Source organism: Polaromonas sp. P1_H6 (assembly GCF_056405195.1).
This window is the reverse complement of record NZ_JBFUCN010000006.1, coordinates 80,612-93,770: the sequence shown is the minus strand read 5'-3', so window position 1 is coordinate 93,770 and position 13,159 is coordinate 80,612. Positions and strand designations below refer to the sequence as shown.

The 13,159-nt window shown below is 66.5% G+C and carries 12 protein-coding genes; 7 read left to right on the top strand and 5 right to left on the bottom strand.

Going from position 1 to position 13,159, the window contains the following annotated elements; genetic code table 11:
• Positions 1-10: 10 nt before the first annotated feature.
• From AC1D1F_RS07510 to AC1D1F_RS07490, 5 genes are all read left to right on the top strand, one after another.
• Entirely contained in the window at positions 11-478 is a 468-nt protein-coding gene (locus AC1D1F_RS07510; RefSeq protein WP_477678262.1) for a FecR family protein, read from the top strand.
• Positions 479-522: 44 nt separating this feature from the next.
• Positions 523-876, top strand: coding sequence for a hypothetical protein (locus AC1D1F_RS07505; RefSeq protein WP_477678261.1), 354 nt, complete (start codon positions 523-525; stop codon positions 874-876).
• A gap of 200 nt (positions 877-1,076) precedes the next feature.
• Positions 1,077-2,003: a transporter substrate-binding domain-containing protein gene (locus AC1D1F_RS07500; RefSeq protein WP_477678260.1), complete on the top strand. Its 927-nt coding sequence runs from the start codon at positions 1,077-1,079 to the stop codon at positions 2,001-2,003.
• A gap of 207 nt (positions 2,004-2,210) precedes the next feature.
• Entirely contained in the window at positions 2,211-4,064 is a 1,854-nt protein-coding gene (locus AC1D1F_RS07495) for an SLC13 family permease (protein ID WP_477678259.1), read from the top strand.
• Positions 4,061-5,086, top strand: a complete 1,026-nt coding sequence (locus tag AC1D1F_RS07490) for an ABC transporter substrate-binding protein (RefSeq protein ID WP_477696518.1) — start codon at positions 4,061-4,063, stop codon at positions 5,084-5,086. The genes AC1D1F_RS07495 and AC1D1F_RS07490 overlap by 4 nt, the downstream gene beginning before the upstream one ends.
• 14 nt (positions 5,087-5,100) lie before the next feature.
• Here the strand turns inward: AC1D1F_RS07490 and AC1D1F_RS07485 are convergent, their stop codons facing one another.
• Together AC1D1F_RS07485 and AC1D1F_RS07480 are read right to left on the bottom strand one after the other, a co-directional pair.
• Positions 5,101-5,964 (bottom strand): DUF2726 domain-containing protein, encoded by an 864-nt coding sequence (locus AC1D1F_RS07485; protein WP_477696519.1) that lies wholly within the window; start codon positions 5,962-5,964, stop codon positions 5,101-5,103.
• Between the two features lie 174 nt (positions 5,965-6,138).
• Complete coding sequence (locus AC1D1F_RS07480) at positions 6,139-7,482, bottom strand: hemolysin family protein (protein WP_477676514.1); 1,344 nt, start codon at positions 7,480-7,482, stop codon at positions 6,139-6,141.
• Between the two features lie 185 nt (positions 7,483-7,667).
• Between AC1D1F_RS07480 and AC1D1F_RS07475 the strand changes: the two genes are divergently transcribed.
• Positions 7,668-8,540 carry a symmetrical bis(5'-nucleosyl)-tetraphosphatase gene (locus tag AC1D1F_RS07475; RefSeq protein WP_477676515.1) on the top strand — a complete coding sequence of 291 codons (873 nt, stop codon included), beginning with the start codon at positions 7,668-7,670 and terminating at the stop codon, positions 8,538-8,540.
• Here AC1D1F_RS07475 and AC1D1F_RS07470 read toward each other — a convergent pair.
• From AC1D1F_RS07470 to ypfJ, 3 genes are all read right to left on the bottom strand, one after another.
• Complete coding sequence (locus tag AC1D1F_RS07470) at positions 8,532-9,470, bottom strand: YihY/virulence factor BrkB family protein (protein WP_477696538.1); 939 nt, start codon at positions 9,468-9,470, stop codon at positions 8,532-8,534. The genes AC1D1F_RS07475 and AC1D1F_RS07470 overlap by 9 nt on opposite strands.
• A gap of 97 nt (positions 9,471-9,567) precedes the next feature.
• On the bottom strand, positions 9,568-11,019 hold the full coding sequence (locus tag AC1D1F_RS07465; protein ID WP_477653386.1) for a DEAD/DEAH box helicase: 1,452 nt from the start codon (positions 11,017-11,019) through the stop codon (positions 9,568-9,570).
• A gap of 342 nt (positions 11,020-11,361) precedes the next feature.
• Positions 11,362-12,243, bottom strand: a complete 882-nt coding sequence (ypfJ, locus tag AC1D1F_RS07460; protein ID WP_477676516.1) for a KPN_02809 family neutral zinc metallopeptidase — start codon at positions 12,241-12,243, stop codon at positions 11,362-11,364.
• A gap of 149 nt (positions 12,244-12,392) precedes the next feature.
• Between ypfJ and AC1D1F_RS07455 the strand changes: the two genes are divergently transcribed.
• Complete coding sequence (locus tag AC1D1F_RS07455; protein WP_477676517.1) at positions 12,393-13,154, top strand: DUF4136 domain-containing protein; 762 nt, start codon at positions 12,393-12,395, stop codon at positions 13,152-13,154.
• Positions 13,155-13,159 lie beyond the last annotated feature (5 nt).

Sequence of the window (13,159 nt, the reverse complement as noted above, 5' to 3'; positions counted from 1 at the left end):
GGTGCATGACATGAAGCTGCCAACATTTTTCACTCCCCTGCTTCCCGCATGTGCGATGGCGATCGCGCTGCTGTTGCTGGCCCCACTTGCGCAGGCGCAGGTGGTCGGCACCGTCACCAAAGTATCCGGCCTGATGGTGGCCAAAAGCGCAGAGGGCCGCAGCCGGGTGCTGGCCGAAAACTCGCCGCTGCGCCAGGGCGATAGCGTCACCACCGGGCGCAACGCCTTCGCCCGCCTGGAGTTTGTGGACGGCGCGGCGATGGTGCTGCAGCCCGAGTCCCTGCTGGTGCTGACGCGCTACAGCTACGACGCCGGCAAACCCGAGCTCGACAAGGTAGAGCTGGAATTGACGCAAGGCGGCTTCAGCAGCACGGCCGGCGCGCTGGGAAAACGCAGCCCCGACGCCGCCGTGATCACCACCCCCGCGGGCAAGCTGCAGGGCAGCGCCAGCATGGAGGTTTCCCTCAGGCAGCCTTGAGCCGCCTGAGCCGCCTCCACAACCCCAACACAGCAGGAAATCCCATGAAAAAATTCATTTCAAGTTGCCTGGCCTTGCTGGCCGCACTGGTCTCCACCGCAGCCCTGGCGCAGCCCGCGCCACTGGGCATCCCCCGGTCCTCCCCCTCTCCCGCGCTGGCACCGGGGTTGTATGTGCACGTGATAGACGGCCTGGTCAACCTGAGCAACCAAGGCGGCACCACCAGTTTCGCGCCCGGCCAGTTTGGTTTCACGCCCACGATAACGCAGCCGCCAGCCCTCTTACCCAGAACGCCGCCTCTTATGCTCCCGCTGCCTGTGAGCTTCCAGGGCCCAAGCACTGGCAACGGTGCGACCGGCGGCAACAAGGCGGCCGCCATCGACTGCGTGGTGCGCTGAACCACGGGCGCAGCGCAGCCCGGCCCCTTCAAAGCCCCTGTTTCGCAAGGAACAGGGGCTTTTTTCATGCCCGCGGGAAGCGCCGGCCGCCCACAATGAGTACCTTGGTCGTACCGGGGAAGCCCTGCCCTGGCGACGTTGCGTATTGAGGGCTTTTCACTAAGAATCAGCTGGACAGGTCCGAACAACGGGGGGTTCTTATGAAGACAGTATTTCTGCTTCGCTCCAGTCCCAGCTCCAGCTCGATCCAACTCCGGTGGTTGCCGGCCGCCCTGGCCCTGCTGGCCGTCGCGATGCCGCAATGGGCCGAGGCCCAGGCCACGCTGGAAAAAATCAAGAGCCGCGGCCAGATCAACATCGGCTACCGCGCGCTGGCGGCGCCCTTCTCGTATCACCAGACGCCGGAAAAACCGCTGGGCTACAGCATCGAGTTCTGCAAACCCATGATCGAGCGCCTGCGCCAGGCCGCCGGCAACAAGAACCTGCCGGTGCGCTACATCGCCACCGAAGTGGACGCCCGCGTCCGCCTGCTGTCCGAAGGCAGCGTGGACCTGCTCTGCGAGAACGTGACCGACACGCCGGATCGCCGCGCGCGCATGGAATTTTCCACGCCGATTTTTGTCGACGCCATCCAAGTGGCCGTGCGCAACAAGGACATGGTCAGCACGCTGGAACAGCTGAAGGGCAAAAGCATCGTCGGCATTGACGGCAGCACCGTCGTGCCGGCCCTTGACCGCTATGCGCAGTCGCACGCGCTGCAGTGGCAACACGCCAAGGCCGTGAATCCCGATGCGGCGCTGGGGCAGTTGCAACTGGGCTGGGCGGCCGGTTATGCGCGCGACGGCGTGATGCTGGCGGCGCAGCTTGCGAGCCTGCCGGACGCGGGCAACTACACCATCCTGCCGGAGCGCCTGTCGGTGGAAACCATCGCCATCGGCTACCGCAAGGGCGACGCCGCCATGGGCGAGCTGGTCAATGCCTCCATCAAGGAATCCATGCGCAGCGGCGCTGCCCAGGGCTGGTACGAGCAGTGGTTTTTAAAGCCGGCCAAACCCGGCGGCAAGCCGTTGTTCGCGGCCATGCCCCCGGAAATGAAAACGCTTTTTGACACCGCCAAGGCCAACTGACAGAAGCCGGGCAGACACCCCGGCGGCTCAAAACGCTACGGGTTTCCAAGCTGCCGGTGTCGCCGAAACAATGATGTAATGGCGCTCAAAATGCGCCGGCTCCCCCTCAACAGGGTGCCGGCAGCTCAATTAAAAAACAGGCCAGGAACGCCGATGCAAACGTCCCTCCGGATTCACCCCAGCGCCGCGTGCTAGGCCCGCGAATCCATGCCGCTTTCCGCCACCCCTGATTCCGACGCCCTGGCCTTGCTGCGCCAGGACCCGCTGTTTGCCGACCTGTCGGGCAGCCAGCTGGCGCGGCTTCTGGCCAGCCTGCACTGGGTGGAGTTCGCTGCGGGCGAGACGCTGTATGAACACGGCACGCCGGCCCGCTGCCTGTATCTGCTCCAGGCCGGCGCATTGCAGCTGAGCACGCCGGGCGGCCGCACGCTGGCCCTGGCCGGCATGCGCTGCGGCGAGGAAGCCGCCGGTGACACGGCGAACTACCTGTGCAGCGTGAGCGCCACCGCGCCGGTCAAGGCCTTGCAGCTCACGCGCGAAGCGCTGGCGGAACTCGCCGACAAGTCACCGTCGCTGCGCAGCCGCGCCCTGCTGGCGCTGATGGGCTATGTGGGCGGCGAGAACTTCCTCAAGCCGGCCAGGCCTGCCGCCCCCAAAACACCGAAGCCGATCTCGACGCGCGAGCTGGCCGGCTGGCTGGCCGTCATCGGCGTTCCACCCGCGATCTATTTCCTCTCCGGCATGGGCGGGCTGGTGGTGGAGGCCTCGCTGTTCCTGGCCATCCTGTCGGCCACGGTGCTGATGTGGCTGTTCAACCTGGCCGACGAGTTCGTGCCGCCGCTGGTGGCCATCACCGCGGTGCTGATCGTGGGCCTGGTGCCCTCCGAGGTCGCGCTGGCCGGCTTCTCGTCGCGCACGCTCACGACGCTGGTCGGGGTGTATGCGCTGGCGGCGGTGATCTCGGCCTCGGGCCTGAGCTACCGCTTCATGCTGTGGCTGCTGGTCAAGCTGCCCGACACGCCCTTCTGGCACCAGGCGGCGCTGCTGCTGTCGGGCTACCTGCTCTCGCCCATCATGCCCTCGGGCAATGCCCGGCTGTCGCTGGTGCTGCCTTTCTACCGCGACATGATCGACGGCCTGAATTTGCCGGCGCAGGGCAAGTCGGCGACGGCGCTGATGGCCGCGACCTTCTCGGGCGCCATGCTGTTTTCACCCATGCTGCTGACCAGCAAGTCCTCCAACCTGACGGCCTTCGGCATGCTGCCCCTGCAACTGCAGGACCAGTTCCAGGGCCTGTTCTGGTTTGCGGCGGCCGGCGTGGCCGCGCTGACCGTCACCGCCGCGCACCTGCTGGTGGTGCGCCTGTGTTTCGGCCGCACGGCACAGGCCGCCCTGCCCAAGGAAAGGCTCAAGCGCCAGCTGGATTTGCTGGGCCCCATCACCAAGCCCGAACAAGCCGCCCTGGCCGGCTTCCTGTTCTTCCTGGTGGGGGCCGGCAGCGCCGGCTGGCACCAGATCTCGCCGGCCTGGCTGGCCGCATTTTTGCTGGCCGGCTTGCTGCTGATGGGCTTGCTGAGCAAGAAAGACTTCCAGCAGAAGATCGACTGGCCCATGATTTTTTTCCTGCTCAGCCTGGACGGCCTGAGCCGCGCCATCAGCTACCTGGGCCTGGACACGGCGCTGGCCCACTCGGCCGGCGGCCTGTTCGATTTTGTCGGCGGCAGGATGGCCTGGTTCATCCCCGTGGCGCTGGTGGTCACGCTGCTGCTGCGCCTGGTGCTGCCGATCACCGCGGGCATGATCGTCGCCGCGGTGATCCTGATTCCCATCGGGCAGGCGCAGTTCATCAACCCCTGGGTGGTGGTCTTCCTGACCGCCATGTTCAGCGACATCTGGTTCCTGCCCTACCAGAGCTCGCAGTACCTCCAGGTGCAGGGCAGCGGGCTGGACCGCTATTACAAACACTCGGATTTCCTGCGCTATAACCACTGGATGAACCTCGCGCGCCTGCTGGCGGCCTATCTTTCGATTCCCTACTGGGAATGGCTGGGACTGGTATGAAGAGCGGAACGCTGGCCGCCCTCACGGCCGCGGCGCTGCTGGCCGCGCTGCTGCTGCTGGGCCTGTTCAACCTGTCCAAGCCGCGCATCCTGGTGCTGCACAGCTCGGAGCGCAGCTCCACCACCGTCGGCAAGATGGACGAAGGCATACGCCAGGCCCTGGACAGGAACCGGCAGCCGATGACGGTGCGCTGGCACTACCTGGGCATAGACACCCTGCCCGACGAAGACCACCGCCAGGACGCGGCCACGGAAGGCCTGCGCACCATCGCGCAGTTCGACCCCGACGTTGTGATCGCCGTGGACGACGAGGCCCAGGAATACGTGATGCGCCGCTTTGCCGGCAAGGCCCGCCCCAAGGTGGTGTTTGCCGCCATAGACCATGAGCCCGCGGAATACGGCTACGCGGGCGCAGCCAACGTCACCGGCGTGGCCGAAAGCCTGCCGCTGGCGGCCATCCGCGACCTGCTGCAATACGTCAGGAAAGGCCAGCCCGTGCGGCTGGCGGTGCTGAGCGACGCGAGCCCCACGGGCAAGGGGCGGGTCAAGCAGCTTGAAGCCTTCGACTGGGCGCCGCACAGCGTGGCGAGCGTCCACACGCCGGCCGACTTCGCCGCCTGGCAGGCGGCCGTCAAGGGCATGGAGGGCAAGGCCGACGTGGTGCTGATGCTGTCCCACGGCAAGCTGCCGGCCGGGCCCGGCGCGGCCGGCGCCGTGCCGGAAGCCGAACTCATACGCTGGATGGAAGCCCACGCGGCGCCGCTGCCGCTAGGCACCGACATCGGCTACGTGCAGCAAGGCGGCGGGCTCAGCGTGGCGCCGTCGGCCAAATCCATGGGAGAAACCGCCGCGGCAGACGCACTAAGCTGGCTAAAAGCAAAACCCGCCAGCCAGGCGCCGCCGGCCAGCCAGGACGTACGCTACAGCGTGGCCGTGCGTGCCGCCGCGCTGCGCGCCCGCAACATCAGCCTGCCGTCGATCTACCTGGAAGCGGCACGGCTGGAGCAGCTCTACTACCCCTGACCCGCGGCAGGCGCCTAAGACTGGGCGCCGTCTTGCGGCTGATCGTCGGGCGTGATGAAGGAGTCTTCCCAGGGGACCGCGAACTGGTTGTCGGCCTCGTCGTGCACGATGCCGGAGCCGGTGCTGAGCGGGTCGAAGTTGGTGAAGCGGATCTTGCGGTTGCGCTCCAGCTTGGCCCGCAGGCTGCTGCGGGCCGCGGCCATGGCGGTCATGTCGACATGTTCCGCCTGGTGCGCCTGCTGCGCATCGGCGACCAGGGCGCCGCCGTCGGCCGCGCGCATGGTGTCGGGCACGGTGGCCAGGGCGTCGGCTTCCGCGTCCCCCGGCAAGGCCATGGGCGGCTCGCCGAGCACGGCCGGGAAGGACGGCTCATCGTCCGACAGGTCGATTTCACCGAGGAAGGCGGCACGCACGTCCTCCAGCGTCGGCAGGTTGCTGGCGCGCACCACGGCGTAGGCGATGCCGCATTCGGCGAACAGTTTGCGCTTGAGGTCGCGGTTGCTGGCCCTCAGGCCCTGCGGGCCGGGCACGTCGAGGCAGCCGATGACGGTGCCGTCGGCGGCGCAGACCGTGAAGCTGCAGTACACGTTCTTGAGCAGTTCGTAGGAGCGCTGGCCTTCGGCTTCGTTGCGCGGCGAGACAAAACGGATGACGGGGACCTTGACCACCACGTGGTGGTCGAAAAACGCGCGCTGCAGCCAGTGCCAGACTTCCTGCTCGGCCTCGAGCAGCAGCGGCCGTACCTGCAGGTGCCATTGCGCGGGAATGCGGCGCTTCTTGCGCGCGGCGCGCGCCAGCCAGCCATGGTGGCAGGCCGCTCCCGTCGCCATCCCCGACACGGCCGTGGCCGTCAGCGCCAACACAAAAACATCAAACATGGGTGCCTTAAACTTTTTTTCAGTTTAAAACACAGGACCTTCAAGTTACAACCATTTACGTATAACGGTGTTGTTGCGGCGTCTCATCTGTAAATCGAAGGCCTTAAAACACGACTTAATTCACATAACGGCCCGTAAAAGTCTCGAAATCGCCACAGGATAAAGAACGAGTCATTACGACTCGACAGATGCAGGCGCCGGGCTGGCCAGCACCTTGTCGATGCGCTTGCCGTCCAGGTCCAGCACCTCAAAACGCCAGCCCGCGCACTCGACGGCTTCCGCGGTTTTGAGCAACCGGCCCGAGACGCTTTGCAGCAGGCCGGCCACCGTGTTGTAGCGGCCCTTACCTTCTTCGGGCAGTTCCTTGATGTCCAGCCTGGCCTTGAGTTCGGCGACGGGCATGACGCCGTCGATCAGCCAGCTGCCGTCCTCGCGTTCGGTGGCCCAGGCGTCGACCTGGGCGCCGGGCTGCAACTCGCCGGTGATGGCCTCCAGCATGTCCATGGGCGTCATCAGGCCCTGCACCACGCCGTATTCATCGACCACAAACACGATGCGGGTGGAGCGCGCGCGAAACTGTTCGAGCAACTCCATGCCGGTCAGCGTTTCCGGCACGAACACCGCCGGCACCGCATAAGCGCCTATGCGGTCCGCCACCGACGGCACGGCGCCCGGGCTCTGGCCCGGGCCTGGCGCGACAGGCTGGATCTGGCCGCGCAGCGCGAGCAGTTTGGCCACGTTGACCACGCCCACCACGTCGTCGAGGCCGCCGCGGCACACCGGGTACCAGGAATGCCCGGTGGCGCCGGCCTTGGCTATGGCCTGGGCCACGGTGTCGGAGGCGTCCAGCCATTCGATATCGGAGCGCGGCAGCATCAGCGAGGTGAGCAGCCGGTCGTCGAGCAGGAATACGTTCTGCACCATCTGGTGCTCGTGCTCTTCAATCAGGCCGGCGTCCACGCCCTCTTCCAGGCTGGCGGCGATTTCCTCCTCGGTCACGGCCCGGCCGGCCGTGTTGTCGATGCGCAGCAGCTTGAGCACCGCCTGCGTGCTGATGGACAGCAGCCGCACAAAGGGCTTGAAGCCGGTGGCCACCCACATCATGGGCCGCGACACCAGGCGCGCGACGGTTTCGGGGTACAGCTGGCCTATGCGCTTGGGCACCAGCTCGCCGAAGACGATGGTGATGAAGGTGATGATGGTCACCACCAGCGCGGTGGCGGTGATCTCGGAGACGCGCGGCCGCACGCCGAAGGTCTGGATCCAGGTGGCCAGGCCACTGCTGAAGGCCGCCTCGCCAATGATGCCGTTGAGCATGCCGATGGAGGTGATGCCCACCTGCACCGATGAGAGAAACTGCGTGGGGTTGTCCAGCAGGCCCAGCGCGGACTGCGCGCCCTTGTCGCCGGACTCCCCCATGGCCGTGAGCCTGGCCTTGCGGCTGGAGGCGAGGGCCATTTCCGACATGGCAAACACGCCGTTGAGCAGCGTCAAAAAAGCAATCAGCAAAAAGTCCATAGATTAGGAGTCTGGGCGGCAGGAATCCGTCGGCTGCAACGCGCGAGAAAACGGTCCATCGCGGCGCTACCGCCTGCGCCCATAGTCGGGCTATGGGCTTGTCGGTATCACCGCGCTGTCCTCGTTTTTCGCGCGTTTCGCTTCGACGGCTTCTGCCGCCCAGACTCCTAGCGCAAAATAAACACATGTCAATGTACTGTATCGGCGACCTTCAGGGTTGCGACGCACCCCTGGGGCGGCTGCTGGACAAGATGGATTTCTCGCCCAGCCGCGACACCCTCTACGTCCTCGGCGACCTGGTCAACCGCGGCCCCGACTCGCTCAAGGTGCTGCGCCGCCTGTCGGCCCTGGGCGATGCGGCGCAGTGCCTGCTGGGCAACCACGACCTGCACCTGCTGGCCCTGTGGCAGGGCGCGCGCCCCCCGGGCCGCAAGGACACCGTGCAGGACATCCTGCAGGCCGAAGACAGCGAGACGCTGCTGGACTGGCTGCGCCACCGCGCCATGGCCTTGCACCGCCACGGCTGGCTGATGGTGCATGCGGGTGTGCTGCCGCAGTGGACGGTGGCGCAAACCATGGCGCTGGCGTCCGAAGTCGAACAGGTACTGCGAAGCAGCAATCTCAAGGAGTTCTTCAGCGCCATGTACGGCAATACGCCGGACCACTGGCACGACGGCCTGCAGGGCGCCGACCGGCTGCGTGTGGTGGTCAACGCGCTCACGCGCCTGCGCTTTTGCACGCCCGAAGGGGTGATGGAGTTCGGCAGCACCGAAGGCGCAGACGACGCGCCTGCCGGCTACCTGCCGTGGTTTGACGTGCCGGGGCGCCAGACCGCCGGCACGCCGCTGGCCTTCGGCCACTGGTCCACGCTGGCCAAGGAAGGCGGCACGCCGCGCTTGCATCAAAACACCCTGCCGCTGGACACCGGCTGCGTCTGGGGCGGCTGCCTCACGGCGGCCAAACTGGGGGCGCAGGCCGGCAGCTTTGAACTGATCGCCGTGCCCTGCGAGCAGGCGCAAAAACCCGGCAAGAAAGACAAGGCCGGCAAGTCAGGCTGAAACCTGCTGCGGCTCACGCGCTTCGTCGGCCCAGGCGCGCGCCACGCTGGCGGACAGCAGCAGCACGGCCGACGAAAAGTAGATCCACATCAGGATCACCACCAGCGAGCCCGCCGCGCCATACGCCGACACCACGGCCGCGGTGGAGAGGTAAAAAGCCATCAGGTGCTTGCCGACCGCAAACAGGATGGCCCCCGCGGCGGCACCCATCACCAGATAGCGTAAAGAAGGCTTGGGGCCCACGCTGATTCTCATGAGCGCCACGAAGAGCAGCACACAAAAACCGAACGACACGACCTCATTGAGGACCCAGGCGACTTTTTCGATGGGCAGGTAGCTGCCGGCCCAGCCCGAGAGAAGGCCCAGGAAGGTCGAGATCGCCAGCGACACCAGCAACAGGAAACCGAAGGCCAGGATGTAGGCCACCCCGCGCAGGCGCACCGAAGCACCGTGCCACCACTTCTGCTGCGGCATTTCACCGCTGCCTTGCCGCCACAACCGCTCAAACGCGTCCTGCAGTTCCGCGAAGACGCCGGTGGCGCCGAACAGCAGCAGCGCAAACGCCAGCAGCGAGGCCGTGATGCCCTCCGACGGCGCCTGCGCGCTGGACAGCGCCTGCTGCACCACCTGGGCGCCCTGCGCGCCGATGACGCTGCGGATCTGGTCGACGAGGCTGGTTTCGAGGTAGGCGCGGTCCAGCCACCAGCCCAGCACGGCGACCAGCAGGACCAGCAGCGGCGCCAGACTCAGGATGCCGTAGAAAGACATGGCCGCGCTCATGCGCATGCCGCCAGCGTCAATCCAGTGGTCGACGGCGCGCCTCAAGGAGCGAAAGAGTCTCAGGAAGGGGTGGAAAGGCGCGGGAAGCCCGAAAGCCGCTGAACGTGGAGGCTGGGGTGGCGGCGTCAGGTTCGGATTGGATTTCGCCATCATGGAGACAGCGTAGAAGCCGGGGTGCGCGCCCCGCACCGGACAGCCCCGCTACCAGCCGTAGGCGTGAACCGACGGTGGTTTTTTAACCGGCGGTTTAGACCGTGGACTGGTTCTTGAACAGCGCCGCGACCTTTTTCTTGGGCTTGATGTTGGCCGACACGCTGCTGCGCGCGGGAGCGGCCTTGGAAGCGGCTTCCCAGGCGGGCTGGGCTTCGGGCGCGGCTGTGGATTCGTAGGGCTGGTCGAAGAAGGGGTCGCGCTGCGCGGCCGGCTGGCGGTGCGGCGTGTATTCACGGCGCTCGCGCGGCTGGCGTGCCTCGCGCGGGCTGCCGCCGTCTTCAGCTTCGCGGTACATGCGGCGGCCGTCGTTGATGCGGCCCTGCTCGCTGATGCGCGGGCGGTCTTCCTCGAACTCGATGGGCTCGAGCTCGATCTTGGTCTTGATCAGTTTCTCGATGTCGGCGACCAGGCGCTGGTCGCTGGCGGCGACAAAGCTCACGGCCAGGCCGGAAGCGCCGGCACGGCCGGTGCGGCCGATGCGGTGCACATAGTCTTCCGCATTGAAGGGCACGTCGAAGTTGAACACCGCCGGCACGTCCTTGATGTCGAGGCCGCGCGCGGCCACGTCGGTACAGACCAGCAGGTCGACTTCGCCCTTCTTGAAGGCTTCCAGCGCCTTCAGGCGCTCATCCTGGCTCTTGTCGCCGTGCAGCGCGGTGGTTTTGAGGCCCTCACGCTCCAGTGAGCGGGCCAGGCGCGCGCAGCCCAGTTTGCTGTTGACGAACACGAAGGCCTGCTTCATGCCGCGTTCTTTGAGGATCTGGTGCAGCGCGCGGCGCTTGTCGTCGGCGCCCACGCTGTAGAAATGCTGCTCGACCGTGGAGGCCGTGGCATTGGAACGCGCCACTTCGATGGTCACCGGGTCCTGCAGGTAGCTGGAAGCCAGGCGCTTGATTTCAGGCGAGAAGGTGGCTGAGAACAGCAAGGTGATGCGCTGCTTGGGCAGGTAGCTCAGGATGCGCTGCAGGTCCGGCAGGAAGCCGATGTCCAGCATGCGGTCGGCCTCGTCAAGCACCACGTACTCGACCTGGTTGAGCACCGCGTTCTTGGCTTCGATGTGGTCCAGCAGGCGGCCGGGGGTGGCCACCAGCACTTCCACGCCTTTTTTGAGCTCGGCCGTCTGCGGCTTCATGTCCATGCCGCCGAACACCACGGTACTGCGCAGGTTGGTGTATTTGGCGTACAGCTCGACCTGCTGGGCCACCTGCACGGCAAGTTCGCGCGTGGGCAGCAGCACCAGCGCGCGCACCGGGTGGCGCGCGGGCGAGGTCGAGGCGTTTTCGTGCTTCATCATGCGCTGCAGCAGCGGCAAGGCGAAGGCTGCCGTCTTGCCGGTGCCGGTCTGCGCGGCGCCCATGACGTCTTTGCCCTGCAGGACGACCGGGATGGCCTGTTCCTGGATGGGCGTCATGGTCTCGTAGCCCATTTCGGCGACGGCGCGGGCCAGCGGTTCGGCCAGCGAAAGATTGGAAAAAGAGGATGTCATAAGAAAGCTCTGCCTAACACTAGCGGGTAACTGTTGCGGTAGTAGCGCGCGGTCGGGGATGGGATTGCCAAGGCGCGTATTGCAGCCAACAGCACAGCCATTGGCGGGAAAGGTAACGCCGCAGACCGCCCGGGTCCCGTGCGGTCTGGACCGCGGGGCAAGGCTTTGTGCAGAGCTTCCTCAGCCCTCTATTGTCGCACTTTGGGCGAATTGGCCGGTTTTGCCGGCCCTTGAGGGCGCCAGGGCTATTCCGGGGCGGCCGCCCAGGCCGGTTCCGGCGGCAGTTCGCTATGAATTTGATAGCTCACAAGCCCCGCCAATAAAGGACTAATGCCATTCAGTCTACAAACTCCGGGCGCTGAAGGTGTCGCAGGCCTTGACGCTGCCGGTCTTTAAGCCGGTGTCGAACCAGCGCTGGCGCTGGGCGCTGGTGCCGTGGGTGAAGCTTTCGGGCACCACCGCGCCGCCGCCGGCGCGCTGCAGGGCGTCGTCGCCGATTTTGGCGGCCGCGTTCATGGCCTCCTCGACGTCGCCCTGCTCCAGGATCTGGCGGGCGTTCTGCGCGTTGTGCGCCCAGACGCCGGCAAAGCAGTCGGCCTGAAGCTCCAGCCGCACGCTCAGGGCGTTGTACTCGGCCTTGCTGACGCGGCCGCGCATCTGGTCCATCTTGGCGCTGATGCCCAGCAGGTTCTGCACGTGGTGGCCGACCTCGTGCGCGATCACATAGGCCTGGGCGAAATCGCCGGGCGCGCCCAGGCGGCTGCGCAGGGTTTCGTAAAAGCCGAGGTCGATGTAGACCTTCTGGTCGCCCGGGCAGTAAAACGGCCCCATGGCGGCCTGGCCCTGGCCGCAGGCCGTCTGCGTGGCGCCGCGGAACAGCACCAGCCGTGGTTTCTGGTAAGTGCCGCCGCCCTTGGCGAAGACGTCGGTCCAGACGTCTTCGGTGTCGGCCAGCACGGTGGAGACAAATTTGGCCATGCGGTCGTCGGCCGGCGGCTTGTGGGCCGGGCCCTGCTGCTGCACCTGGGCCGGCGGCGCGCCGCCGCTGAGCAGCCCCAGGATGGTCAGCGGGTTGATGCCGAAAATCCAGCCGCCGACCAGCGCCACCACGATGGTGCCTATGCCTATGCTGCGGCCGCCGAAGCCAAAACCGCCGCCCCCGCCGCCGCCGTCATCACGCCTGTCTTCGACGTTGTCGGATTCGCGATTGCCTTCCCATTTCATGCTGTCCCCCTTATGCCGTGCAATACTTGCCTGAGCCCGCCCGCCGCGGCCCCATCCCAGGCCCCGGGCGCGTGTCAGCGCATGCGCCGACTTTACTTGAGCGGCGTTCCGCGGCGGAACAAAATTGAACCCTGGTGTATCCATCCCCCATGAACGCTTTGACCCACCTCTCGCCCGCAGGCCCAGGCCCGCGGCGCAGCGCCGGCGCCGTGTTGTCCGTGTTGTCCGTGTTGTCCGTGTTGTCCGTGTTGTTCCGCTCGCCGCGCCTGGCCCTGGCGCTGCTGCTGGCGATGCTGCTCACGGCCTGCGCCAGCCCCATCACCACCCGCGTGACCAGCTTCAACCAGTGGCCCGCCGACGCGGCGGGCAGCACCTTCAGCTACATCACGCCGGTGGACATCACGCGGCAGCTGGAGCAAGCCACCTACGAAAATTATGTGCAGGCCGAACTCGAAAAACGCGGCCTCAAACGCGCCGCTGAAGGCCAGGTCGGGCGGCTCCAGGTCGACGTGGCGGCCAGCAGCCGCAGCGAGGAAAAAACCTGGATGCAGCCGATCTACCAGGACAACATGGTGTTCCTGCCGCCCTACCGCGACGCCGCGGGCCGCCTCTATGGCGGCGGCTGGGTGCCCGACCCCTTCGGGCCGCGCTACGTGGGCGACCGGCCGGTCAGCATGACGGTGTACACCAACAGCCTGCGCCTGCGGCTGCTCGACACCAAGGGCACGCCGCCCGGCAAGCCGCCGCGCACAGTGTTTGAATCGCGCGCCGTCTACGAAGGCGGCAGCGGCGACCTGCCGCTGGTGGTTCCCTACCTGGTGCGCGCGGTGTTCGACGACTTTCCCGGCCAGAACGGCCAGGTGCGCGTCGTGAAGTTCGACAGCGAAACCGGCGCCGTGATCAAAAAATAAAGCCC